Below are 23549 nucleotides of genomic sequence, written 5' to 3' on the forward strand. Positions count from 1 at the left end.
GTCCGTGCGCGCCAGGCGTCGCGACGCCCCGGAGATCCGCCAGAAGCCCGCTAGCCCCCCACGAGCCGCCCCTGCACCCACCGCAGGGCGTCCGCGAGGAGTTCCGCACCCTCCTCGGCCTCGGCCACGGTGAGGGTGAGCGGCGGGCCGATCCGGAGCGAGTTGCCGCCCTGGCCGCCCCTGCCGACCAGCAACCCGCGCTCCCGGGCCGCCTCCAGAGCCAGCGAGGCGGCCTCGGGTGAGCGCTCGTCGGTGCCCGGCCGGACCAGCTCGATACCGATCATCAGGCCCCGCCCGCGCACCTCCCGCACCACGTCCAGACCGGCCGCCACCGCCCGCAGCCGCTCGATCAGCAATCCGCCGACCCATCGGGCGTTGCCCTGGAGGTCGTGCTCCAGGACGTGGTTGAGGTTGGCCAGGCCCGCGGCCATGGTGATCGGGCTGCCGCCGAAGGTCGAAATGGAGTTGGCGGTCAGGCAGTTCATGACCTCGGCGCGGGCCACCACCCCGCCGATGGCCATGCCGTTGCCGATGCCCTTGGCGAAGGTGAGCAGGTCCGGCGGTCCGTTGCCGGCGTGCGCCTGCCAGCCCCAGAAGTGGTCGCCGGTGCGGCCCCAACCGGTCTGCACCTCGTCGCTGATCCACAGGATGCCCTCCCGGGCGAGCACCTCCCGGAACGCCGCGTACAGCCCGTCGGGCGGGGCGGTGAACCCGCCGACGCCCTGCACCGGTTCGGCGATCAGCGCGGCGATGCCGCCGGCGGTCTGCTGGAGCATGTCCTCCAGGTCCGCGACGCAGGCCGCGATGAACTCCGCGTCGCCGAGGTCGGCGTAGGGGCCGCGGGAGCGCACCCCGCCGTGGACGTAGAGGGTCTGCAACGGCGAGAGGCTGGTGGGCGACCAGCTCTGGTTGCCGGTGACGCCGACGGTGGAGAACGACCGGCCGTGGTAGCTGTTGCGCATCGCCAGGACCTGGTTGGACCGGCGGTAGGTGGTGGCCAGCAGCAGCGCGGCGTCGTTGGCCTCGGTGCCCGAGGTGGTGAAGAAGACCCGGGCGTCGGGGATGCCGGACAGCGCGGCGATCCGCTCCGCCAACTCGACCATCGGGCGGGAGAGGTAGAGCGTGGAGGAGTGCACGATCCGGCCGGCCTGCTCGGCGACGGCCCGGGTCACCTCGGGCAGCGCGTGCGCCGTCATGGTGGTGAGGATGCCGCCGAAGAAGTCGAGGTAGCGGTTGCCCTCGGCGTCCCAGACGTACCGGCCCTCGCCGCGCGTGAGCTCCAGCGGGCGTTCGTAGGAGAGGCTCAGCCAGGACGGCAGCACCGCCTGGTGGCGCGCGTGCAGCTCGTCGGCGTCCTGCGTCACGGGCGCATCAGCCCCTCGTAGGCGTCCGGCCGGCGGTCGCGGTAGAACGCCCACTGCTGGCGGACCTCGTCGATCAGCCCGAAGTCCAGGTCGCGGACGACCAGTTCCTCCTTGCTGTCGCTGGCCGGCTCGCCGACGAACTGGCCGCGCGGGTCGACGAAGTAGCTGGAACCGTAGAACTCGTTGTCGCCGTACTCCTCCACGCCGACGCGGTTGATCGCGGCGACGAAGTACTCGTTGGCGACCGCCGCCGCGGGCTGCTCCAGCTTCCACAGGTACCCGGACAGGCCGCGCGAGGTGGCCGACGGGTTGTAGACGAGCTGGGCGCCGTTGAGGCCCAACTGCCGCCAGCCCTCCGGGAAGTGGCGGTCGTAGCAGATGTAGACGCCGACCCGGCCGACGGCGGTGTCGAAGACCGGCCAGCCGACGTTGCCCGGGCGGAAGTAGAACTTCTCCCAGAAGCCCTTGACCTGCGGGATGTGGTGCTTGCGGTACTTGCCGAGGACGGTGCCGTCGGCGTCGATGACGGCGGCGGTGTTGTAGTAGAAGCCGGACTGCTCGACCTCGAAGACGGGGACCACGATCACCATCCCGGTCTCCCGGGCGAGCGCCTGCATCCGCCGCACGGTCGGCCCGTCCGGCACCGGCTCGGCCCAGCGGTAGTGCTCGGGCTCCTGGACCTGGCAGAAGTACGGGGCGTTGAAGACCTCTTGGAACCCGATCACCTTCGCGCCCTGCGCGGCCGCCGCCCTGGCGTGCTCCTCGTGTTTCGCGATCATGGATTCGGTGTCGCCGGTCCAGGTCGCCTGGACCAGTGCGGCACGCACAACATCGGACATCGGCTGCTCCTTTGTCGGTGCGTCGACCTGCAAACACGCGGATCTACGCGTGTGGAGGCGACCGTAAGCCCCGTATGTGACCCTGGCAAGACCATCTCCCGGCCCGGCGCGGCGACCGCGCCACCCCCGGCCGTCAGCCCTCTTCCTCACCCCGACAGAAAAACTTGCAAGACTCACTTGCAAGTTTCCCTGTCGTTCTCCTAGCCTGGCGCCATGCCGGACAAGGACCAGAAACGGATCGCCACCGACCTCGGCGCGACCGTGTCCCTGCTGATGCGCCGACTGCGCGCGGCCTCACCGCAGGGCGAGTTGACCCCGACCCAGCGCGCGGTGCTCGCCCGGATCGACGCCGACGGACCGTCCACCATCGCGGCGCTGGCCCGCGCCGAACTGGTCCGCCCGCAGTCGATGCGGGTGACCGTCGGCGCGCTGGAGGAGCACGGCATCCTCGCCCGCAGCCCGCACCCGACCGACGGCCGCCAGGTGGTCTTCTCGCTCACCGAGGGGGGCCACCGGGTCCTCGCGGACGTCCGGGCCGCCAAGAACGACTGGCTCGCGGTGGCCATCGCCGAGCAACTGACCGCCGACGAGCAGCGGACGCTGGCCGAGGCGACCGCGCTGATACGGCGGCTGATCGGGGAGTGAGCGCCCCCGACGCCCCGGACCGCTCCGCCGCCCCGACCGCCGAACCGGCCCGACTCCCCACCGGCGAGGCCGGTTTCGGCGCCCGTCTGATGACCCCGCTGCTGTTGGGGTCGCTCCTCAACCCCATCAACTCCACGATGATCGCCACCGCCCTGGTGGCCATCGGCCGGGACTTCCGGGTCGGCCCCGCCGACACCGCCTGGCTGATCTCGGCGATGTACCTCGCCAGCGCCGTGGGGCAGCCGTCGCTGGGTCGGGTCGCGGACCGGTTCGGACCGCGCCGGGTGTTCGTCGCCGGCACCGTGGCGGTCTGCGCGGCGGGCCTGCTCGGCGCGCTGGCCCCGACGTTCGCGCTGCTGATCGCCTCCCGGGTCGTCCTCGGCGTCGGCACCGCGGCCGCGTACCCGGCGGCGATGGCGATGCTGCGCGCCGAGTCGCGCCGGGTGGGGCGGCCCACGCCGCGCGCCGTGCTCGGGCGGATCTCGCTGGCCGCGCTGGCCAGTGCGGCGGTGGGCCCCACCCTCGGCGGGCTGCTCGCCGCGACCGCCGGCTGGCGGGCGGTCTTCGCGGTCAACGTCCCGCTGGCGCTGCTGGCCCTGGCCGGCGCACTGCTCTGGCTCCCGGCCGACCGGGACACCCGGGCGGCGACCGCGGCCGCCGGCCCCGACGCCGCCGCCCGCGGCTCGCTCGACCCGTTCGGCATCGCGCTCTTCGCCTCCGCACTGACCTGCGCGATGCTCTTCCTGCTCCGGCTCGACGCCCCGCGGTGGCCGCTGCTCGCGCCGACCGCCGCGCTGACCGCCGCCCTGGTGTGGTGGCAGCTGCGCCACTCCCAACCCTTCATCGACCTGAGGATGTTGGCCCACAATCGCGCGCTGGTCCTGACCTACCTCCGGCACGGGCTGACCTACCTGGTCATCTACTGCGTGCTGTACGGCTTCAGCCAGTGGCTGGAGCAGGCGCACGGCTTCTCGTCCTTCCACGCCGGGCTGGTGATGCTGCCGATGTCCGGTGCGGCCGCGCTCTGTTCGCTCGCCGGCGCCCGGACCCGGGGCATCCAGGCCCCGCTGACCGTCGCGGCGCTCTGTCTGACGGCCGGCAGCGCGGTCTTCCTGCTGCTGCGCGACACCAGCCCGCTGCCGCTGCTGCTGCTCGCCGGCGCGCTCTTCGGCATCCCTCAGGGCCTGGCCGCCACCGGCAACCAGGCCGCGGTCTACGCCCAGGCGCCGGCCGACGGCGTGGGCGCGGCCGCCGGCCTGCAGCGCACCGCCCAGTACCTCGGCGCGATCACCGCCTCCAGCCTCATCGGGCTGCTCTACGGCCAGCGCGCCACGGACCCGGGCCTGCACTCCATCGCGGTCACCGGCGCGGTGCTCGGCGTGCTGCTGCTGGCTCTCACCCTCGCCGACGGGACGCTCCGCACCACGGGCGCCCGCACCCTCGGCTGACCCCTCCCCTCAACCCCCCATCCCCTACTGAGGAGTTACCGTGCCCGCAACCACCCTGGACGCCACCACCGCACTGGTCCTGATCGACCTCCAGAAGGGCATCACCACGCTGCCCACCGTCCACCCGGCCGCCGAGGTCGTGGCCCGCGGCGCCCGACTCGCCGCGGCGTTCCGCGCCCACGGCCTGCCGGTCGTCCTGGTGAACGTCACCGGCGGCGCCCCGGGCCGCACCGAGGCCGGCGGCCACGGCGGCACCCCGCCGGCCGACTGGGCCGAGCTGGTCCCCGAACTGGACGCGCAGCCCGGCGACCTCCGCGTCACCAAGCAGCGGTGGGGGGCGTTCCACGACACCGACCTGGACGCCGAGTTGCGCCGCCGCGGGGTCACCCAGGTCGTCTTCGCCGGGATCGCCACCAGCATCGGCGTGGAGTCCAGCGCCCGCGCCGCGCACGAGCACGGCTACCACGTCACCGTCGCCGTGGACGCGGTGACCGACCTGGACGCGGACGCGCACCACAACAGCGTGCGGCGGATCTTCCCGCGGCTCGGCGAGACCGACACCACGGAGGCGGTCATCGACCTTCTGGGCTGACGCCGTCGACCGGGGCGGGGTGTCCGTCGGGGCGTCGCCGGTGCCACTGCAACGCGTCCTGGAGTTGGGCGGCCAACGAGATCAGCCGCGGCTCGCCGTGGGCCGGACCCAGGAGTTGGCCACCCAGCGGCAGCCCGTCCGCGCTGAAGCCGGCCGGGACGCTGATGCCGGGCCAGCCGAGCACGTTCCACGGCCAGGCGTACGGGCAGGCGGCGATCATGGCCCGGTCGGTCCCCCAGCCGCTGAGCCCGGCGAGGGCGCCGATGCGCGGCGGCGGGGTCGCGGTGGTCGGCGTCAGCAGCACGTCGTAGCGGCCGAACAGCGCCCCGATGCGCCGGCGTTGGCGCTGCTCGGCGGCCCGGGCGCGGCGCAGCGGCGGCCCACCGAGCAGCCGTCCCATGCGCGCCGCCCCCTGGGTGCGGCGGTCCAGCAGCCGGGGGTCGGGGACCCGGGCGGCCCACTCGCCGACCCCGGCGGTGGCGCGCGGGACGAAGGCCAACCCGACCAGCCCGTAGTGCGGTTCGGCCTCCTCGACGAGGTGGCCGAGGCCGGCCAGGGTGCGGGCGAGGGCGATCACCGCGGCCCGCACGTCGGGGTGGAGCGGCTTGCGGGTGAAGGTGGTGGCGGCCTTCCAGGACAGCGCGATCCGCAGCCGCCCGGGGTCCCGGCGGGCGGCCTCGCGGGCCGCGATGGCCGGTGGTCGGTGCAGGTCACCGGCGTGGTTGCCGCTGGCGACATCGAGCAGCAGCGCGGCGTCCTCGACGGTGCGGGCCAACGGGCCGATGCCGGTGATGCCCTGGAACGCCTCGGCGTCCGGCCAGGTCGAGATCCGGCCGCGCTGCGGCTTGATGCCGACGAGGTGGGACCAGGCGGCGGGGATCCGGACCGAGCCGGCGCCGTCGGTGCCCAGCGCGGCCGGCACCAGCCCGGCGGCGACCGCGGCGGCCGAACCGCCGGACGAACCGCCGGGAGTGTGCGCGAGGTTCCAGGGGTTGCGGGTGTCACCGAAGGCCGGGCCCTCGGTGAACGGCCACTGGCCCAGCTCGCAGGCGTTGGTCTTGCCGACGATGACCGCGCCGGCGGCGCGCAGCCGCCGCACCACCTCGGCGTCGTGCTGCTTGACCGGGAACTCCCCGGCGCAGCCGAACGCGGTGGGCTCGCCGGCCACGTCGGTGTCGTCCTTGACCGCGACCGGCACGCCGAGCAGCGGCGCCCGCTCCCCGGCCGCGAGCCGGCGGTCCGCCTCCGCGGCCTCGGCCAGCGCCGCCTCGGCGCGGACCCGGCGGAAGGCGTTGACGCTGTCCTGGGTGGCCGCGATGCGCTCCAGGGAGCGTCGGACCAGGGCGGTGGCGGTGACCGCGCCGTCGGCCAGGGCCCGGGCCTGTTCGGCGAGGCCCTCCCACTGGCCGTCGAGCTGCCCGGCGGGTGCGGGGCGGCGGGGGTGGTCCGGGGACCGTCCGGTCCGGCGTTCCTGGCTCTCGTCGACGCTCACGCTGCGTGCCCTCCCTGGGACCGCTCACTCGAACGAACGGTCCCAGGAGGCTAATCGGACCCGCGGGGGCCGGCAACGACGCCGCGCGGCGCGACACATCGACGACACACGGACGGCACACACCGGCCCCGCGGGGGCTGGCTTCCGGCCTACGGCGCCGGGTGGACGACCTGTGCGGAGCCGCCGCCGCGGCGGACCTTCTCGGCCGCGGCGAGCCAGCGGCCGTCCGGCAGCCGCTGCACGCCGGTGGCCGCGCCGATCTCCGGGTTCAGCTTGAAGGAGTGGCCGAGCGCCTCCAGTTGTTTGCGCAGCGGGCTGTTGTAGAGGGCCGGTTCGAGCTCGGTGGCGGCGGCGTTGCGCTGGCTGGCGCGCGGTGCGGCGATCGCGTCCACCAGGGACATCCCGCGGTCGAGGTGGTTGATCAGGGTCTGCAGGACGGTGGTGATGATGGTGGCGCCGCCGGGCGAGCCCACGGCCAGCACGGGCTCACCGTGGCGCAGCACGATGGTCGGGGAGATGGACGAGCGCGGCCGCTTGCCGGGGCCCGGCAGGTTGGGGTCGTGCACGGCCGGGTCGATGGGCGTGAAGGAGAAGTCCGTCAGCTCGTTGTTGAGCAGGAAGCCGCGGCCGGGGACGGTGATGCCGCTGCCGCCGGTCTGCTCGATGGTGAGGGTGTAGGCGACGATGTTGCCCCACTTGTCGGCGACGGTGAGGTGGGTGGTGTTCTCCCCCTCGTACGTCGTCGGGACGGCCTTGCCGGTGCTGCCGCAGGGCTTCGGGTGGCGCGGGTCGCCGGGCGCGAGCGGGCTGGTGAGCGCCTTGTGGTCGTTGATCAGGCACGCGCGGGAGTCGGCGAAGCGCTTGGAGGTCAGGCCCTTGACGGGGACGTGTTCGAAGGCCGGGTCGCCGACCCAGCGGCCGCGGTCGGCGAAGGCGATCCGGCTGGCCTCGATGTAGCGGTGCAGGAACTGCGTCTCGGACAGGTGCGAGAGGTCGCTCTTCTCCAGGATGTTGAGCGCCTCGGCCATGCTGGTGCCGCCGGAGGAGGACGGCGCCATGCCGTAGACGTCCAGGCCGCGGTAGGTGGTGTGGGTCGGCGGGTGGAGCAGCGTGTGGTAGGCGCGGAGGTCGGCGGTGGTCAGGTGGCCGGGGCGGACCTTGCGGTCGGCGCCGGCGCGGACCGGCGGCCGCTGCACGGTGTGGACGATGTCGCGCCCGATGGCCCCGTGGTAGAGGGCACCGACGCCCTTGCTCCCCAACTCCCGGTAGGTGCGGGCCAGATCGGGGTTCTTCAGGGTGGAGCCGACCACCGGCAGCTTGCCGCCGGGCAGGAACAGGGCGGAGGTGGCCGGGAAGTCGCGGAACCGCGCCTCGTTGTCCGCGGTCTGCTGACGGAAGGTCTGGTCGACGGTGAAGCCGTTCTTGGCGATCCGCTCGGCGGGCTTGAGGACCTGCCCCAGGGAGCGGCTGCCCCACTTCTTCAGGGCGCTGTCCCAGGTGGCGGGGGTGCCGGGGGTGCCGATGCTGAGCCCGCTGGTGACCGCGTCGGCGAACGGTATCGGCTTGCCGTTCTCCACGAAGAGGTTCTTGGTGGCGGTGCGGGGCGCGGTCTCCCGGCCGTCGAGGGTGCGCACGGTCTTGGTCTTGGCGTCGTAGTAGACGAAGTAGCCGCCGCCTCCGACGCCGGCCGAGTACGGCTCGGTGACGCCGAGGGCGGCGGCGGTGGCGACTGCCGCGTCGACCGCGTTGCCGCCCTTGCGGAGCACCTCGATGCCGGCGGCCGAGGCGTCCGCGTCGACGCTGGAGACCACGCCGCCGTAGCCGACGGCGACCGGGGTCTTGGCGGGGGTGGCGGGGCCGGAGCGGGGTGCCGCGGTCCGGGCCGCGGCGGGGACCGCCATCAGGGAGCCGGCCAGCGCGGCCGTGACTCCCAGGACGGTGAGACGTCGGGCGTTCGACATACCTGGACTTCCTCCAAGTGCAGTGCGAGGGGGGCGGCAGGGGCCGGAGCCTACCTGGGCCAACTGCCCACCGACAGGGGATGATTGGGTTATTGCGGGCGCTTCGCGGTCCGGACGGTTTCGGGCCCAGGCGCACGGTCCCGCCGTATCCGCACGGATCCGGGCAAGCGGTACGGGTCGGCGGCCCGCCGTCGAACACCCGCCCGACGGTTCGCTACGCTCCCCCGCCATGGACGACACCCTGCAGCTCCTCCTGATCGCGGTGGCCGCCCTCGTCGTGGGGCTGGCCGCCGGCTGGGCCGGGCAATCGGCGGCGGCCCGCCGCAAGCTGACCCGGGAACAGCGCTTCTTCGGGCTGCCCGCCGGTTCCGAATGCGTCGTGGTCACCCACCGGGACAGCGCCGCGGCCCAATGGAGCATCCCCCGACACGACGCGCTCGCCCTGCTCGGGCTGGCCGCGGTGATCGAGAACTGCGGCGCGCACCCCGAGGTCGCCCCGCACGACACCGGGCTCCAAGGCTTCGGCGCGCGCACCGAGTTCTGCGTCGGCGACCCGACCGCGCACCGCCGGCTCGCCGCCCACCTGGCGAACCTGCTGCCGGGCGTCGCGGTGCACCCGGGTGACGCGACCGGCGCCGGCCGCGGCACCCTGACCGTGGGTGGGACCGCGTACCGCATGGAGCCGGGGGCGGTGGAGTACGTGCTGCTGGCCCGGCTGACGGCCGGAGAGGTCGGCCGGCCGGTGTTCCTGGCGGCCGGTCAGCGGCCGGTCACCCACCGGGCGGCGGTCCGCCACCTGGTCCGCAACCGGGCCAGACTGGCCCGCCGCTACGGCCCGGACGGACAGTTCGCGCTGCTGCTGAAGGTGGTCAACTCGCAGGCGTACGGCCCCGATGTGGTGGAGCTGGTGGCCGACGTCAGCAAGGCGGCACTGGATCCGGCGGAGGTCAAGGGGCAGCACCGGGCGACCGCCTGAGGCGGCCTCACCGACGGGCGGGGGCCCGCCTTCTCTGCCAAGCTCAGGGGCATGAGTCCCCGTACTCGTAGGCGTACTCCCTTCCTGCGCTGGACCGGTGCGCTGCCGGTCGTGGCGGTGGTGCTGCTGATCCTGGTCTGGGGCCGGTCGTTGCCCGCGCCGCTGGTGGGGGTGGTGTCGCTGTTCCTGGCCGGGGCGGTGCTGGCGGCGGTGCACCACGCGGAGGTGATCGCGCACCGGGTGGGCGAGCCGTTCGGTTCGCTGGTGCTGGCGGTCGCGGTGACCATCATCGAGGTGGCGCTGATCGTCACGTTGATGGTCGACGGTGGGGACAAGAGCGCACCGCTGGCCCGGGACACGGTCTTCGCGGCGGTGATGATCACCTGCAACGGCATCGTCGGACTCAGCCTCCTGGTCGCCGCGCTCAAGCGGAAGGTGGCGGTCTTCAACGCCGAGGGTACCGGCGCCGCGCTGGCCTCGGTCGCCACGGTGGCCGGCCTCAGCCTGGCGCTGCCGACCTTCACCACCACCACGCCCGGCCCCCGGTTCTCCGGCCCGCAGTTGCTCTTCGCGGCGATCGCCGCGCTGGCGCTGTACGGCCTGTTCGTCGCCACCCAGACCTTCCGGCACCGGGACTACTTCCTGCCGGTCACCGCCACCGGCGAGGTGATCGACACCGAGGACCACGCCCATCCGCCGTCCGCCAGGGAGGCGCTGGCCAGCCTGACGTTGCTGGCGCTGGCGCTGATCTCGGTGGTGGGGCTGGCCAAGGCGGTCTCCCCCACCATCGAGACCGGAGTGGCCGAGGCCGGTCTGCCGTCATCCGTGGTGGGCGTGGTGATCGCGCTGCTGGTGCTGCTCCCGGAGACCATCGCGGCGGCCCGCGCGGCCCGCCGGGACCGGGTGCAGACCAGTCTCAACCTCGGTCTGGGCTCGGCGATGGCCAGCATCGGCCTGACGATCCCGGCGGTCGCGCTGGCCACGGTGTGGCTCAAGGGCCCGCTCGTCCTGGGCCTGGGCGCCACCCACATGGTGCTGCTGGTGCTCACCGTCGTCGTCGGCACGCTGACGGTGGTGCCCGGCCGGGCCACCCTGCTCCAGGGCGGCGTCCATCTGACGCTGCTGGCGGCGTACCTCGTGCTGGCGGTCAGCCCCTGACGAACGGCCGTGCCCCGCACCGGCGTTGACGCGCGGCGGTCCCGTCGGACGACGGGGGAGGGCGCCGGCGCCCGTGCCGCTCCGGGCCGACCGCGACGACCACGGAGCGTGAGAGCGGTCACCCTGTGCACCGGCACCCGACGAGATGGTTTATCGTTCAATTGGAAGCGGGCCCCAACGGGCCGCGCCCCCTCTGACCGCCCCGGCCGGGTTCCCCCGTCCGGCCGGGGCTTCCCCTCTCCGGCCCGGCCGCGCCGCGCCCGCGCCCCGGCGACCGGACCACCCGTCTTCCTCCCCCCGCATGCCGTCGCCCCGGAACGCGCCTTGAATGCGAGGCATGTCCTTGCCGAATGCGCCGGGCCGCCGGCGGCCGGACGGCGCCCTGGAACGCCTCGGCGAGTGGTGCGCCCGGCACGCCGTGGTCGTCGTGGTGCTGTGGCTGGTGGGGCTGGCCGCGGTCCAGGTGCTCCAACGGACCTTCGGCGGGACGTACTCCGACGACTTCTCGCTGCCCGACGTGCAGTCCCGGCAGGGCCAGGAGATCCTCGCCGCGCACCAGCCCGCCGTCGGCTTCGCCGGCCGGGTGGTGCTGCACGCCGACCGACCGCTGACCGCCTTCGCCGGGCAGCTCACGGACGCCACCGTCGCCCTGGAGAGGCTCCCCGATGTGCGGGCAGCGGAGAGCCCGTTGACCCCGCCCGGGCCCCGGACCCCACCGCCGTCGCCCGGTGCCGCGCACACCGGGCCGCTCTCCGCCGACGGCCGGACCGGGTACCTCACGGTGCGCTTCCGGGACCCGCCAGCGCACCTGGGCCCGGACGCGCTGCCGGGCGTGGACCGGGCGGTGGCTCCGCTGCGCGCGGCCGGCGTCCAGGTCGAGTACGGCGGCGCGCTGGGCGAGCTGGCGCAGCCGGCCACCGACGAGCGGCCCAGCGAGGCGATCGGGTTCGCGGTGGCGGTGCTGGTGCTGCTCGTCGGGTTCGGCAGCGTGCTGGCGGCCGCGGTGCCGCTGCTGACCGCGTTGATCGGGGTGGTCTGCGGGCTGGGCTGCCTGGGGCTGCTGGCCGCCGCGTTCACCTTCGCCACCGTCTCCCCCGCCCTGGCCACCATGATCGGCCTCGGGGTGGGCATCGACTACGCGCTGTTCCTGATCACCCGCCATCGCCAGCTCCTGGCGGACGGCGCGGAGCCGGCCGTCGCCGCGGGGCGGGCGGTGGCCACCAGTGGCCGGGCCGTCCTGATCTCCGGCGTCACCGTGCTCATCGCGCTGACCGGGCTCTCCGTCGCGGGCATCGGCTTCATCGCCAAGCTGGGCACCGCGGCCGCGCTCACCGTGATCACCGCGGTGCTCGGCGCGCTCACCCTCGTCCCCGCGCTGCTCGGGCTGCTGGGCCGCGGCATCGACCGGCTGCGGGTGCGCCGGCCGGTCGCCGAGCCGGCCCCGGACGCGGACACCGGCGGCCGCCGCGGGTTGCGCTACGCCCGGCGGGTGACCCGCCACCCCTGGCCGCACCTGGTGGGCGGGGTGCTCGTCCTGGCGGTGCTCACGGTCCCGGCGTTCTCGATGCGGCTGGGGCACATCGGCGACGGCGCGGACCCGACGTCGTTCACCTCCCGCCGGGCCTACGACCTGATGGCCGCAGCGTTCGGCCCCGGTTCGACGGGACCGCTGACGCTCGTCGTCGACCAGCGGGCGGTGCCGGCGGCGGACCGCCCGGCGCTGGCGGCCCAGGCCCGGCACGCCCTCGGCCACCTCCCCGGCACCACGGCGGTCACCCCGCTACGGCCCTCCCCGGACGGCGCGGTGCTGTCCGCCACCGCCTACCCCACGGGAGCCCCGCAGGACGCGAGCACCACCGCGCTCACCCACCGCCTCGTCGACTCCGCTCTCCCCCACGCCGTCCGCGGCTACGACGCCCACGGCTACGTCACCGGCACCACCGCGGCCGAGGTGGACTTCCTGGACCTGCTCGCCGCCCGGCTCCCGCTGATCATCGCGGTGGTGGTGGTCCTGGCCTTCCTGATCCTGTTGATCGTCTTCCGGGGCGTGCTGGTCGCGGCGAAGGCCGCGGTGCTCAACGTGCTGTCGATCGCGGCGTCGTACGGGGTGGTGGTGGCGGTCTTCCAGTGGGGGTGGGGCGGGCCGGCGCTCGGGGTCACCGGCACCGTGCCGATCGAGAGCTATGTGCCGATGATGATGTTCGCCATCGTCTTCGGGCTGGGCACGGACTACGAGATCTTCCTGCTCTCCCGGGTCCACGAGAGCCGCTCGCGGCACGCCGAGCCGGCCGCGGGCGTGCTGCACGCCCTGGCGGTCACCGGCCGGGTGATCGGCTGCGCCGCGCTGATCATGGTGGGCGTCTTCGCCGCGTTCCTGTCCAGCGAGGCCGTGGTGGTCAAGATGCTCGGGGTGGGCCTGGCCGTGAGCGTGCTGATCGACGCGACCGTGGTGCGGCTGCTGCTGGTGCCCGCGGCGCTGACGCTGCTGGGCCCGCGGGCCTGGTGGACGCCGTGGTGGCTGGACCAGGTGCTGCCGGAGCTGGACCCGGAGGGGGCGCGGCGGCCCCGGCCCGGGCCGCCCCGCCCGGTGGACCCGCTGGGCCACGGCGGCCCACCGGCCCGCTGACCGCCGCACCGGCCCGGCCCGCCCTGCGGGGACCAGCGGCTCCGCCGATCATCGGAGTATGGTCCCGACCCCCGGGCCCGGCGCCGCGGGCCCGCCCCCGTATCCCGTGATCCGGCCGATGCTGGCCGTGCTCGGGCCGCTGCCGCCCGGGCCCGAGCAGGCCGGCTGGGCGTTCGAGGGCAAGTGGGACGGGGCCCGGTGCGTCGTGAACGCCCCGGGCGACGGCACCCTCCACCTGGTCACCCGGGCCGGCAACGACGCCACCGCCAGCTACCCCGAGCTCGGCCCGCTCGGCGAGCAACTGCGCGGCCGGGCGGCGGTGCTGGACGGCGAGGTGGTGGTCCCGGACCCCACCGGCCGGCCCGACTTCGGGCTGCTGCAACGCCGGATGGGGGTGCTCAACCCGCGCCGCACCGCCCGGTTGGCGATGGAGCTCCCCGTTCAGCTCGTGCTCTTCGACGTGATGTACCTGGACGGGCCGCTGACGGCCGCGCCCTACGAGGAGCGGCGGGCGGTGCTGGCCGGGCTGGGGCTGGCCGGCCCCAACTGGTCGGTGCCGGGGTACGTCGCGGGCCACGGCCAACGGGCGTGGGAGGCGGCGCTGCACGGCGGCCTGGAGGGCGTGATGGCCAAGCGGCTGTCGTCCCCGTACCTCCCCGGGGTGCGCTCCACGGACTGGGTGAAGACCAAGTACCAGGAGACGCTGGACGTGGTCATCGGCGGCTGGACGGAGGGGCGCGGGGCGCTCGGCGGGCTGCCCGGGTCGGTGCTGGCGGGCGTGGCGGAGCCGGGCGGGCTGCGGTTCGTGGGCGCGGTGGGCTCGGGCCTGTCCGACCACGAACGGCGGGATCTGGCGCAGTACTTGAGCGTGATCCCGCTGGACCGTTCGCCGTTCGTCAACCCCGTGGACCTGGCGGGCGTGCACTGGGCCGAGCCCCGGCTGGTCGCCGAGATCACCGTCAGCGGCTGGACGGCGGCGGGGCGGGTCCGGCATCCGGTCTGGCACCGGCTGCGACCCGATCTGACGCGGCTGGACTGAGCCGCGGCGGGGACGGCCGTGGGACGGCACGGCCGTGGCCACCGGGCGCGGGTCAACGCGCGCCGCGGCCCGGTTCGGTCACGGGCGGCAGAACCGGGCGACGGCGACCGATCCGCCGTCGTTCTCGTCGTCCGAGCCGAGGATCCCCGTGCGGGAGCCGGGCAGGCAGGCCAGCCCCTCGACCTTGTGCCCGGAGAAGGTCGCGAGGCGGTGCGGCGCGTCCGACACCGTCAGCCCGATGCGGCCGGTGCGGGAGACGGCGACCCGCCCCGCGTCGTGGAGCGCGGAGGCGAACGGGCCGTCGTCGCCCGGGTCGGCGGCCGAGGACACGGTCAACCGGCCGTCGGCGGCCGCCTTCACGTCCGAGGCGTGCCGGACGTGCGCCGCCGGGTACGGCACCCGGAAGCGGGCGGAGACCGGCGGTCATCCCGTCCCCGACCCGCTGCCGGCCGCCCGTGCCGGGGCGGGACGCGGCGGTCGGGGCGTGCTCCTGTGCGGTGGCCGTCGTCGGCGCCAGCAGGGCGACGCCGATCACGACCACACCTATCGCGCTCCTGATCACCGGGCGATGATAGGTGACTCCCTTTCCCCACCGGCCAGTTGGCGCGCCCCGCCTCGTGGCCGCGCCGGACGTCCCACGGGACGCGCCGTGCGCCGGGTGGCTGACGCCCCGGGACGCGCCCCCGCAGCGCGGGAAGCCATCCCGGCATCCGCCCGACCCGACGGAAAGGACCCCGACGATGCCCGCCCCCGAGAACGACGGCACCACCGGAACCGGCGACGGCAACCGCGCCTACGGGCACAAGCCGTTCAAACGCTCCCGGAGCCACTTCGCCGACCGGATCACCGCCGACGGCCGCGACGGCTGGCCGGTGGCGGCCGGCCGCTACCGGCTGGTGGTCAGCCGCGCCTGCCCCTGGGCCAGCCGCGCGGTGATCTCCCGACGGCTGCTCGGCCTGGAGGACGCCCTGTCCATGGGCATCGCCGACCCCCTCCAGGACGACCGCAGTTGGCGCTTCACCCTCGATCCGGACGGCCGGGACCCGGTGTTGGGCATCCGCTTCCTCAGCGAGGCGTACGACGCCCGCGAGCGCGGCTACCCCGGCGGCGTCAGCGTCCCCGCGATCGTGGACGTCCCCAGCGGGCAGTTGGTCACCAACGACTTCCAGCAGATCACCCTGGACCTCGCGACCGAGTGGACGGCGCTGCACCGGCCCGGCGCGCCCGACCTCTACCCCGCGGCACACCGGGACGAGATCGACGAGGTGATGGCGGGCGTCTACCAGGACGTCAACAACGGGGTGTACCGGGCCGGTTTCGCCACCGGGCAGGACGACTACGACGCGGCCTTCGAGGCACTGTTCCACCGGCTCGACGAGCTCGCCGAGCGGCTGACGCACCGGCGGTACCTGGTCGGCGACACCCTCACCGAGGCCGACATCCGGCTGTTCACCACGCTCGTCCGCTTCGACCCCGTCTACCACGGCCACTTCAAGTGCAACCGGTTCAAGCTGGCCGAGGACCCGGTGCTGTGGGCGTACGCCAAGGACCTGTTCCAGACGCCCGGGTTCGGTGACACGGTGGACTTCCACCACATCAAGCAGCACTACTACCGGGTCCACAGCGGCATCAACCCCACCGGCATCGTCCCGCTCGGCCCGGACCTCTCCGGCTGGCTGACGCCGCACCACCGCGAGGAGTTGGGCGGCCGGCCGTTCGGCGACGGCACCCCGCCGGGCCCGGTCCCGGCGGGCGAGCGGGTCCCCGCCGCGGGGCGCCCCTGACCCCCCGACCGCGACGGGCACCGACGGTCTGCAGACCCGGTGGGCGGACGTCTACGGGGCCCTACTCCGCGCCGGCGTCCTCCGGGGCCCGGCGGGCCAGTCCGACCAGCACGTCCAGGGCGTCCGCCAGGACGTCGACGGGCGGGGCGGACAGCGCCAGCCGTACCGCGTTGGGGACGTGCCCGGCGCCCACCGCGAAGGCGCCGGACGGGGTGACCGCGATGCCGCGGCGGGCCGCGGCGGCCACGAAGGTGTCCGCCCGCCAGGGCTCGGGCAGTTCCCACCAGCAGTGGTACGCGTGCGGGTCGGTGCGCAGCCGTTGGCCGGCGAGGCGGTCGCCGGCGATCCGCTGGCGGGCCGCGGCGTCGGCCCGCTTGTCCGCCTCGACGGCGGTGGCGGTGCCGTCGCCCAGCCAACGGACCGCCGCCTCCAGGGCGAAGCCGGACGCCGTCCAGGCGCCGGAGCGGAGCGCCGCGGCGAAGTCGGGGGCGGCGGGGCGGTCGGGCGGCACCAGGAACCCGAGCGTCAGGCCGGGGGCGAGCCGCTTGGAGAGGCTGTCGACGAGTACCGTGCGCTCCGGGGCGAGGGCGGCGAGCGGCGGCAGGTCGGGGCGGAGGAAACCGTAGACGGCGTCCTCGACGGCGTAGAGGTCCAACTCCCTGAGCAGCGCGGCGACTTCGGCGCGGCGGACCTCGGGCATGGTGGTGCCGAGCGGGTTGTGCAGCGCGGGCTGGAGGTAGACCGCGCGCAGGGGGGCGGCGGCGCGCAGCGCGTCGGGGGTGACGCCGTGCTCGTCCATCGCCAGCGGTACGAGGGTGATGCCGAGGCGGGCCGCGATGCCCTTGATGACGGGGAAGGTCAACGCCTCGACGCCGAGCCGTTCGCCGGGCGGGACCAGGGCGGCGAAGGCGGCGGCGAGGGCCTGGCGGCCGCTGCCGGCGAAGAGCAGCCGCCGGGCGTCCGGGGTCCAGCCGGCCCGGGTGAGGTGGGCGGCGGCGGTGTGCCGGGCGACGGGGGTGCCGGCGGCGGCGCCCGGGCACAGCGCCGCGGACATCGCCTCGTCCTGTTGCAGCAGCGGCCCGAGGCTCTGCGCGAGGAGCGCGGACTGCCCCGGCAGAACGGGGAAGTTGAGCTCCAGATCGATGGGGTGACCGCCGGGCTCGGCGAGCGCGGGCTCGGTCGCCGGTGGCGCGGTGCGGACGAAGGTGCCGCGGCCGACCTCGCCCACCGTCAGGCCGCGCCGGCCCAGTTCGCGGTAGACCCGGGCCGCGGTCGAGTCGGCGATCCGCCTGCGCCGGGCGAACCGGCGCAGCGGCGGCAGCCGGTCCCCGGGGCGGAGCCGGCCGGCCGCGATGGCGGCGGCCAGTTCGTCGGCGATGGCGCGGTAGTCGTCCCCCGTCATTGCACTCCCCTCCCACAACATTGCACCGAGCACATTATCCCTATTGTGCCGAGCAATTGCCCCTCATAGCATCGATGCAATCGACTCCCGGGCGAACTCGACCAACTCACCACCACAGCAACGCCGCACGTCATGCGGCAAGAAGGGGTGCCCCATGCCCTCGGTGCAATCCAACGGGATCACGATCGCGTACGACGACGAGGGAAGCGGTGCACCGCTGGTCCTCCTCCACGGCCACCCCTTCGACCGCTCGATGTGGCGCCCGCAGACCACCCACTTCAGCGCCGCCGGGATGCGGGTGATCGCCCCGGACCTCCGCGGCTACGGCGGGAGTTCGGTCGTCCCCGGCACGACCCCGCTCGCCACCTTCGCCCGCGACCTCGCCGCCCTGCTCGACCGGCTCGGCATCGAACGGTTCGTCCTTGGCGGGCTGTCGATGGGCGGGCAGATCGTCATGGAGTGCTACCGGCAGTTCCCGGAGCGGATCAGGGCGTTGCTGCTCGCCGACACCTTCGCGGCGACCGACAGCGACGAGGGCCGCGCGCTGCGCCTGCGGACCGCCGAGCGGCTGTCCGCCGAGGGGATGGCCGGGTACGCGCACGAGGCACTGCCCAAGATGATCGCGCCGGCCCATGTGACGGCGCTGCCCGAAGTCGCCGCGCACGTCCTGGGGATGATGACGAACGCCTCGCCCGAGGGTGCCGCGGCCGCCCTGCGCGGCCGGGCCGAGCGCCCGGACTACACCGGGCTGCTCCCGCGGATCGCCGTGCCCACCCTCGTGGTCGTGGGCACCGAGGACGAGTTCACCCCGGTCGCCGACGCCCGGCTGATCCACGAGGCGGTGCCCGGGTCGCGCCTGACGCTCGTCCAAGGCGCCGGCCACCTGCCGAACGTGGAGTGCCCGGAGGAGTTCAACGCGGCGCTGGCGGAGTTTCTGGAGACGATTCCGGTCGAGGGCGAGGCCGAGGCCGGGGACGGGCGCCGCGCCCGCTAGCGCTCCGCCACCCTCCCCACCGCCAGCAGCGCCGCATGCGGCAGCACCAGTTGGCCGGCACGCCGACCGCCCGGCTCGGCGAACTCCCCGGCGAGCGCGACGAGATGACGCCTGATCCGCTCGGTGGCGGCCGGCCCCTGCGAGGTCACCACCCGCCCGATGGCGGCGACGCCGGCCGCCGGGCCGCGCCACCACTCCTCCACCGTGGTGCGGTGCCCCCAGGAGACCTCGGAGCAGCGCACCCCGCCCAACCCGCCGGCGGCGCGCAGCAGTTCCGCGAAGCCCTCGGCCGTGCGCGGGAAGTCGTCCTCGGGCGCGAGCGCGGGGACGTCCGGCGGTCGGGGCACGCCGGCAGCCCGCACCGCGCGGCCGAGGAGCGCCTGACCCGGCGCGGGCGGCGCGGCCCAGATGGTCAGCGCGATCCGGCCGCCCGGGCGGGCCACCCGGCGGAGCTCGGCCAGGGCGGCGCGGGGGCGTCCGACGTGGTTGAGCACGAAGTTGCCGACGGTCGCGTCGAAGGCGTCGTCGGCAAAGGGGAGTTGCGGCAGGGCGGCGAGCCGGACGGCGGCCTCGGGCGCGGCGGCCGCGGCGGTGCGCACCATGTCCGGTTCGGCGTCCACGGCGGTCACCTCGGCGCCGCGGTCGAGGGCGGCCACCGCGGCGGCGCCCGTTCCGGTGCCGACGTCCAGCAGCCGGATGCCCGCGGTGACGCCCGCGGCGTCCAACAGCCGCGGCACCGTATACGCGCAGAGCCCGCCGAACCCCGCGGCGTACGCCGCGGCGCGACCCGCCCAGGCCCGCCGTTCGCTGGCGTCGAAGGGCGTCTGCGTCGCGATCCCCACCTGTGCACCCTCGATATGCGTCACGCCCGCCCTGGCTCTCCCGCGCGTCCCGTTCCGTCACATCCGTTACACCAACGCCCGCGGCACCCTCGAACTCTCCCCCACCCCAAGGGCGTTACCCACCCGTAACCCATCGATGGGTTACCACGGGTAAGCAATGGACCTTACTCTCCAGTCACATCGAGCCGCCGGGTCCCCCTCCTGTCTCCGGACAGTCCCCGAGCGGTTCGCGTCGAGACCTGGAGCAGAAGATGACGCCCTCCCGCACCACTCTGCGCGCCGCGATCGGCACCCTCTCCGCGGCGGTGCTCGCCACCACCGCCCTGACCGGCGCCCCGGCACACGCCGCGCCGGCAGCCGACCGCACCGCCGCAGCCACCGCCGCCCGCCCGACGGCCGCCGGCTCCCCCACCCTGCGGTTCGTCGACATCGCGGGCGCGGGCGGGACCATTCTCAAGGCGAACGTCTTCACCCCGGCCGGCGCCGACGCCACCCGGCGCCACCCACTGATCGTGCTCCCCACCAGTTGGGCGATGCCGCAGGTCGAATACCTGGTGCAGGCCCGGAAGTTGGCCGCCACCGGCTATGTCGTGGTCGGCTACAACTCGCGCGGCTTCTGGCAGTCGGGCGGGCGGATCGAGACCGCCGGGCCCAAGGACGTCGCCGACGCCTCCTAGGTCATCGACTGGGCGCTGGCGCACACCCCGGCCGACCCGCACGAGGTGGGCATGGGCGGGGTCTCCTACGGCGCCGGCATCAGCCTGCTGGCCGCCGCGTCCGACAAGCGGATCAAGGCGGTCGCGGCGCTCAGCGGCTGGGCCGACCTGATCGACTCGATCTACAGCGGGCACACCCCGCACCGCCAGGCCGCCGCGATGCTCGGCGGCGCGGGCGAGCTGACCGGACGCCCCGGCCCCGAACTCCGGCAGATCCTCAAGGACTTCCTCAGCGCCAACATGGCCAAGGAGAAGGAGCTGATCGCCTGGGCCCGCAAGCGCTCCCCCGCCACCTACCTGGACCGGATCAACGCCAACGGGGCGGCCGTCCTGCTCGGCAACGCCTGGGGCGACTCGCTCTTCCCGCCCAACCAGTACGCCGCGTTCTTCGAGAAGCTCAAGGGCCCCAAGCGGCTGGAGTTCCGCCCCGGCGACCACGCCACCGCCGAGGGGCTTGGACTGCTCGGCCTGCCCAACGACACCTGGAACGACACCGAGCGGTGGTTCGACCACTACCTCAAGGGCGTCGACAACGGCATCGACCGGGAGCCGCCGGTCCTCCTCAAGTCCCGCTCCACCGGCGCCTACGAGGGCTACCGGAGCTGGCGGGACGTGCCCTCCGCGCACCGCCGGATCGCCCTCGACGGCACCCACCGCATCCGCACCGGCCTCGACTCCGGCGCCGACGGCGGGCTGATCTTCCTCTCCAGCATGCTGGACCAGTTCCTCCGGCTGCCGCCGATGGCCTCGATCCCGCTGCTGCCCCGCTCGGCCGCCGCCGTCTGGCAGTCCGCGCCGTACCCGAGCGGCCAACGGGTGCGCGGGACCGCCCGGTTGCACACCACGGTCACCAGCACCGCCCCGAGCGGCCCCGCCATCGCCTACCTCTACGACGTCGGCCCGCTGGGCCTGGGCAGACTGGTCACCCACGCACCGGTCACCTTCCACGACCGGACCCCGGGCCGCCCGTTCGGCATCGACCTGGACCTCTTCGCCACCGCCTACGACGTCCCCGCCGGACACCGGCTCGCGGTGGTCGTGGACACCGTCGATCCGCTCTACACCGCCCAGAACCCCGACGGCGCCCGGCTGACCTTCTCCTCCCCCGCCGGCGATCCGTCGTATGTGTCGGTACCGGTGCGCGACTGACCGGTACCGCGGCGGTAGGGGCCCGGTCCTACGTCCGCGGCCGTACGGCCAACGCCCGAAGCGGCGGGCGGAGCACGGTCGTTAGGCTCCCGGTCATGCGACCACTCCCCCCACCCCGCGATCCCGCACGGCGCAAACGCGACGCCCTGCACCGTCTGGAGGCGGACGAGGACGCCTGGGTCTCGACCGTCACCGCCGACGGCGCGCCGACCCTGGTGCCGCTGTCGTTCGTCTGGCACCGCGAGCGCCTGGTGATGTCCACCAAGGGCAGCAACCCCACCGCCCGCAACCTGGCCGCGCGCGGCGAGAGTTGGGTAGCGATCGGCCACACCCGGGACGTGGTGCTGCTGCACTGCACCGTCGAGGTACTGGCCAACGACGCGCTGCCGCAGGACGCCGCGGACGCCCTCGCCACCAAGCTGGGCTGGAATCCGCACGGCCGCGATCCGTGGGTCTTCCTCCGGTTCGCCCCGCAACGGATGCTGGTGTGGCGGGAGGAGAACGAGTTGCCGGAGCGGGAGCTGATGCGGGACGGCGTCTGGCGGGTCTGACGCCGCCCGCACCCCGGTCGACGCCCGGAACGCCCCCTTACGGCAGGATCGTTGTCATGCGACACCGCGATGCGCCCCCGCCCGGCCCCCGACACCCCCACCTGCCGACGACCGAGTCCGCGGTCACCGCGATCCGGGAGATCGCCGAGGGGCACGGGCTGGAGGTGACGGTCACCGACGACATCGGCGCGGACCAGACCACCCGCCGGGCCTCCGCCGGGGCGTTCACCGTGCTGGACCCGGACGGGTCGCTGCCGCACGAGGCGTTCGTCGAACTCGGCGGCACGCCGGCCGTCACGGTCCAGCTCTATCCCGAGGACGACGCCAAGATCACCGTGGAAGCGGTGGAGTTCGCCGATGTCCCGCGCGACGCCGTGCCGGCGTTCCTGCGCGCCGTCCACGGCGATCTGGCCTACGTCAAGAGCCGGTTCTTCCCGCCGGGGCAATGGCTGGTGGTGCCGCTGCCCGGCGACGAGACCTACAAGGAGCTGATCGGGCGGCTGGCGCTCACTCCGTGGCTGGCGCGCCGGGTGCGCTGAACCGGCGGACGGGCGGGGCCCGTTCGGGCCGGGACGCCCGGGGCGCCCGCGGCGTACGGGGGCGTCAGCCCTCCGCGACCTCGGCGTAGACCTGGGAGAGCTCGGGGGCTCCGTCGTCGGCCCACTCATGGCCGGTGGTCACCACGTCGATCTCCCGCCCGGACGCCAGCCGCACCACCGGCTGCCCGTCCGGCCGGACGTGCCAGACCGTGCCCGGGACCGTGCGCACCAGGACCGTGCCGAGGTAGAGCCCGGCGTCGTTGCCGAGCCAGGGCAGCACCTCGGGGTCGTCCCGCCACACCGGCTGAAGCTGGTCGAGCTCCTCCAACGACCGTACGGAGTCGTCGAGTTCGACCCCGGCGGTGGCCGCCTGGTCGCGCAGCAGCTCGCACTCGGAGAGCAGCTCGACGACGCTCTCGGGATCCGCGCGCACCGACTCGGCGAGCGGCACCGAGCCGCCCGGGGCGGTGCGCCTACGCCACATGTCCAGGAAAGACAGGTTCATGGTGCGAGGGTCCCATCCACCCCCGCACCAGGGCCACAGGCGCGCGGCACGGCGCCGGGGCCCACCCCACGCCCCCGTGCGCCTCCCCCGCGCGCCGGGGAGCGGGCCGGCGCGCGATCGGCTCAGAGCTCAGACGTCCAGGTCGACCACCACGGGCGCGTGGTCCGAGGCGCCCTTGCCCTTGCGCTCCTCGCGGTCGACATAGGCGTCCGAGACGGCCTTGGCGAACGGTCCGTTGGCGTAGACGAGGTCGATGCGCATGCCGCGGTTCTTGGGGAAGGCGAGCGCGCGGTAGTCCCAGAAGGTGTAGGGCCGGTCGTACTTCAGCGGGCGGGGCACCACGTCCGACAGGCCGGTCTCGCGCAGGGCGGCCAGGGCGGCGCGCTCGGCCGGCGTGACGTGGGTCAGGCCCTCGAAGACCGCGGGGTCGTAGACGTCCTCGTCCGTCGGCGCGACGTTGAAGTCGCCGAGGACGGCGAACGGGCGGCCGCCGGCCGCGTCCTCGGCGACGGCCGTCTTCAGGGCCTCGAACCAGCCCAGCTTGTAGGCGTAGTGCGCGTGGTCGACCTCGCGGCCGTTGGGGACGTAGACCGACCAGACGCGGGCCGGGCCACAGGTGGCCGACACGGCGCGGGGCTCCTGGGCACCGTCGTAGTCCGGGCCGCCGGGCAGCCCCTTGACCACGTCCGCCAGGCCGACCCGGGAGAGCAGGGCGACGCCGTTCCACCGGCCGTCGGCGTTGACCGCGGCCTCGTAGCCCAGCTCGCGCAGCGGTTCGTAGGGGAACTGGGCGTCGGAGCACTTGGTCTCCTGGACGCACAGCACGTCCGTGCCGGACTGCTCCAGCCAGGCCAGCAGCCTCGGGAGGCGGGCGGTGATCGAGTTGACGTTCCAGGTCGCGATGCGCATATCGGTAAACCTACCGCC

General features: G+C 74.6%; 20 protein-coding genes and 1 pseudogene. 12 read left to right on the plus strand and 9 right to left on the minus strand.

What is annotated here, in order from left to right:
* Positions 1 to 50: 50 nt before the first annotated feature.
* Both ACIQU6_RS30035 and ACIQU6_RS30040 read right to left on the minus strand, forming a co-directional pair.
* Positions 51 to 1364 (minus strand): aspartate aminotransferase family protein, encoded by a 1314-nt coding sequence (locus tag ACIQU6_RS30035; RefSeq protein ID WP_403484843.1) that lies wholly within the window; start codon positions 1362 to 1364, stop codon positions 51 to 53.
* Positions 1361 to 2203: a nitrilase-related carbon-nitrogen hydrolase gene (locus ACIQU6_RS30040; protein ID WP_274912477.1), complete on the minus strand. Its 843-nt coding sequence runs from the start codon at positions 2201 to 2203 to the stop codon at positions 1361 to 1363. Before ACIQU6_RS30040 ends, ACIQU6_RS30035 begins: the two co-directional genes overlap by 4 nt.
* Before the next feature lie 213 nt (positions 2204 to 2416).
* Between ACIQU6_RS30040 and ACIQU6_RS30045 the strand changes: the two genes are divergently transcribed.
* From ACIQU6_RS30045 to ACIQU6_RS30055, 3 genes are read left to right on the plus strand one after another with little or no spacing between them, the layout of a single operon-like run.
* Positions 2417 to 2848 (plus strand): MarR family winged helix-turn-helix transcriptional regulator, encoded by a 432-nt coding sequence (locus ACIQU6_RS30045; RefSeq protein WP_274912478.1) that lies wholly within the window; start codon positions 2417 to 2419, stop codon positions 2846 to 2848.
* Complete coding sequence (locus tag ACIQU6_RS30050) at positions 2845 to 4296, plus strand: MFS transporter (protein ID WP_403484844.1); 1452 nt, start codon at positions 2845 to 2847, stop codon at positions 4294 to 4296. Before ACIQU6_RS30045 ends, ACIQU6_RS30050 begins: the two co-directional genes overlap by 4 nt.
* A gap of 40 nt (positions 4297 to 4336) precedes the next feature.
* Entirely contained in the window at positions 4337 to 4888 is a 552-nt protein-coding gene (locus ACIQU6_RS30055; protein WP_403484845.1) for an isochorismatase family protein, read from the plus strand.
* On the opposite strand, the gene ACIQU6_RS30060 is transcribed toward ACIQU6_RS30055, so the two are convergent.
* Both ACIQU6_RS30060 and ggt read right to left on the minus strand, forming a co-directional pair.
* On the minus strand, positions 4869 to 6380 hold the full coding sequence (locus tag ACIQU6_RS30060; RefSeq protein WP_403484846.1) for an amidase: 1512 nt from the start codon (positions 6378 to 6380) through the stop codon (positions 4869 to 4871). The genes ACIQU6_RS30055 and ACIQU6_RS30060 overlap by 20 nt on opposite strands.
* 149 nt (positions 6381 to 6529) lie before the next feature.
* Entirely contained in the window at positions 6530 to 8341 is a 1812-nt protein-coding gene (gene ggt, locus ACIQU6_RS30065) for a gamma-glutamyltransferase (RefSeq protein ID WP_403484847.1), read from the minus strand.
* A 229-nt stretch (positions 8342 to 8570) separates the two neighbouring features.
* Here ggt and ACIQU6_RS30070 point away from each other — a divergent pair, with 229 nt between their 5' ends.
* The 4 genes from ACIQU6_RS30070 to ligD all read left to right on the plus strand — a co-directional run bounded on the left by ACIQU6_RS30070 (position 8571) and on the right by ligD (position 14140).
* A complete protein-coding gene (locus ACIQU6_RS30070) occupies positions 8571 to 9317 on the plus strand; it encodes a hypothetical protein (protein WP_403484848.1) in 747 nt (248 codons plus the stop codon).
* 51 nt (positions 9318 to 9368) lie between these two features.
* Positions 9369 to 10475 (plus strand): calcium:proton antiporter, encoded by a 1107-nt coding sequence (locus ACIQU6_RS30075; protein ID WP_403484849.1) that lies wholly within the window; start codon positions 9369 to 9371, stop codon positions 10473 to 10475.
* A 337-nt stretch (positions 10476 to 10812) separates the two neighbouring features.
* Positions 10813 to 13101 (plus strand): MMPL family transporter, encoded by a 2289-nt coding sequence (locus ACIQU6_RS30080; protein ID WP_403484850.1) that lies wholly within the window; start codon positions 10813 to 10815, stop codon positions 13099 to 13101.
* 58 nt (positions 13102 to 13159) lie between these two features.
* A complete protein-coding gene (ligD, locus tag ACIQU6_RS30085; RefSeq protein ID WP_403484851.1) occupies positions 13160 to 14140 on the plus strand; it encodes a non-homologous end-joining DNA ligase in 981 nt (326 codons plus the stop codon).
* A 78-nt stretch (positions 14141 to 14218) separates the two neighbouring features.
* Here ligD and ACIQU6_RS30090 read toward each other — a convergent pair whose 3' ends face one another.
* Positions 14219 to 14539 carry a hypothetical protein gene (locus tag ACIQU6_RS30090; protein ID WP_403484852.1) on the minus strand — a complete coding sequence of 107 codons (321 nt, stop codon included), beginning with the start codon at positions 14537 to 14539 and terminating at the stop codon, positions 14219 to 14221.
* A gap of 341 nt (positions 14540 to 14880) precedes the next feature.
* Here ACIQU6_RS30090 and ACIQU6_RS30095 point away from each other — a divergent pair, with 341 nt between their 5' ends.
* On the plus strand, positions 14881 to 15924 hold the full coding sequence (locus ACIQU6_RS30095; protein WP_403484853.1) for a glutathione S-transferase family protein: 1044 nt from the start codon (positions 14881 to 14883) through the stop codon (positions 15922 to 15924).
* Between the two features lie 61 nt (positions 15925 to 15985).
* Here ACIQU6_RS30095 and ACIQU6_RS30100 read toward each other — a convergent pair whose 3' ends face one another.
* Complete coding sequence (locus ACIQU6_RS30100) at positions 15986 to 17326, minus strand: PLP-dependent aminotransferase family protein (protein WP_403484854.1); 1341 nt, start codon at positions 17324 to 17326, stop codon at positions 15986 to 15988.
* A gap of 154 nt (positions 17327 to 17480) precedes the next feature.
* On the opposite strand from ACIQU6_RS30100, the gene ACIQU6_RS30105 reads away from it, so the two are divergent.
* Positions 17481 to 18320 (plus strand): alpha/beta fold hydrolase, encoded by an 840-nt coding sequence (locus ACIQU6_RS30105; RefSeq protein ID WP_403484855.1) that lies wholly within the window; start codon positions 17481 to 17483, stop codon positions 18318 to 18320.
* Here ACIQU6_RS30105 and ACIQU6_RS30110 read toward each other — a convergent pair.
* Positions 18317 to 19162: a class I SAM-dependent methyltransferase gene (locus ACIQU6_RS30110; protein WP_403484856.1), complete on the minus strand. Its 846-nt coding sequence runs from the start codon at positions 19160 to 19162 to the stop codon at positions 18317 to 18319. The genes ACIQU6_RS30105 and ACIQU6_RS30110 overlap by 4 nt on opposite strands.
* Before the next feature lie 251 nt (positions 19163 to 19413).
* Between ACIQU6_RS30110 and ACIQU6_RS30115 the strand changes: the two are divergent.
* From ACIQU6_RS30115 to ACIQU6_RS30125, 3 genes and pseudogenes are all read left to right on the plus strand, one after another.
* Positions 19414 to 21027: pseudogene (locus ACIQU6_RS30115) on the plus strand (CocE/NonD family hydrolase).
* Between the two features lie 95 nt (positions 21028 to 21122).
* On the plus strand, positions 21123 to 21578 hold the full coding sequence (locus ACIQU6_RS30120; RefSeq protein WP_403484857.1) for a pyridoxamine 5'-phosphate oxidase family protein: 456 nt from the start codon (positions 21123 to 21125) through the stop codon (positions 21576 to 21578).
* A 56-nt stretch (positions 21579 to 21634) separates the two neighbouring features.
* Positions 21635 to 22117 (plus strand): hypothetical protein, encoded by a 483-nt coding sequence (locus tag ACIQU6_RS30125; protein WP_403484858.1) that lies wholly within the window; start codon positions 21635 to 21637, stop codon positions 22115 to 22117.
* Positions 22118 to 22181: 64 nt separating this feature from the next.
* On the opposite strand, the gene ACIQU6_RS30130 is transcribed toward ACIQU6_RS30125, so the two are convergent.
* On the minus strand, positions 22182 to 22622 hold the full coding sequence (locus ACIQU6_RS30130) for a DUF6278 family protein (protein ID WP_274912495.1): 441 nt from the start codon (positions 22620 to 22622) through the stop codon (positions 22182 to 22184).
* A 129-nt stretch (positions 22623 to 22751) separates the two neighbouring features.
* Entirely contained in the window at positions 22752 to 23531 is a 780-nt protein-coding gene (locus ACIQU6_RS30135) for an exodeoxyribonuclease III (protein ID WP_403484859.1), read from the minus strand.
* Between the last annotated feature and the right edge of the window lie 18 nt (positions 23532 to 23549).

This window comes from Streptomyces sp. NPDC090442, from assembly GCF_044769405.1.
Taxonomy (GTDB): domain Bacteria; phylum Actinomycetota; class Actinomycetes; order Streptomycetales; family Streptomycetaceae; genus Streptomyces.

What these genes read in the sequence shown, in the direction of transcription:
- ACIQU6_RS30040 (WP_274912477.1), bottom strand. Translation starts at nt 2,203, where the DNA reads ATGTCCGATGTTGTGCGTGCCGCACTGGTCCAGGCGACCTGGACCGGC.
- ACIQU6_RS30045 (WP_274912478.1), top strand. Translation starts at nt 2,417, where the DNA reads ATGCCGGACAAGGACCAGAAACGGATCGCCACCGACCTCGGCGCGACC.
- ggt (WP_403484847.1), bottom strand. Translation starts at nt 8,341, where the DNA reads ATGTCGAACGCCCGACGTCTCACCGTCCTGGGAGTCACGGCCGCGCTG.
- ACIQU6_RS30070 (WP_403484848.1), top strand. Translation starts at nt 8,571, where the DNA reads ATGGACGACACCCTGCAGCTCCTCCTGATCGCGGTGGCCGCCCTCGTC.
- ACIQU6_RS30075 (WP_403484849.1), top strand. Translation starts at nt 9,369, where the DNA reads ATGAGTCCCCGTACTCGTAGGCGTACTCCCTTCCTGCGCTGGACCGGT.
- ACIQU6_RS30080 (WP_403484850.1), top strand. Translation starts at nt 10,813, where the DNA reads ATGTCCTTGCCGAATGCGCCGGGCCGCCGGCGGCCGGACGGCGCCCTG.
- ligD (WP_403484851.1), top strand. Translation starts at nt 13,160, where the DNA reads ATGGTCCCGACCCCCGGGCCCGGCGCCGCGGGCCCGCCCCCGTATCCC.
- ACIQU6_RS30095 (WP_403484853.1), top strand. Translation starts at nt 14,881, where the DNA reads ATGCCCGCCCCCGAGAACGACGGCACCACCGGAACCGGCGACGGCAAC.
- ACIQU6_RS30100 (WP_403484854.1), bottom strand. Translation starts at nt 17,326, where the DNA reads ATGACGGGGGACGACTACCGCGCCATCGCCGACGAACTGGCCGCCGCC.
- ACIQU6_RS30105 (WP_403484855.1), top strand. Translation starts at nt 17,481, where the DNA reads ATGCCCTCGGTGCAATCCAACGGGATCACGATCGCGTACGACGACGAG.
- ACIQU6_RS30120 (WP_403484857.1), top strand. Translation starts at nt 21,123, where the DNA reads ATGCGACCACTCCCCCCACCCCGCGATCCCGCACGGCGCAAACGCGAC.
- ACIQU6_RS30125 (WP_403484858.1), top strand. Translation starts at nt 21,635, where the DNA reads ATGCGACACCGCGATGCGCCCCCGCCCGGCCCCCGACACCCCCACCTG.
- ACIQU6_RS30130 (WP_274912495.1), bottom strand. Translation starts at nt 22,622, where the DNA reads ATGAACCTGTCTTTCCTGGACATGTGGCGTAGGCGCACCGCCCCGGGC.
- ACIQU6_RS30135 (WP_403484859.1), bottom strand. Translation starts at nt 23,531, where the DNA reads ATGCGCATCGCGACCTGGAACGTCAACTCGATCACCGCCCGCCTCCCG.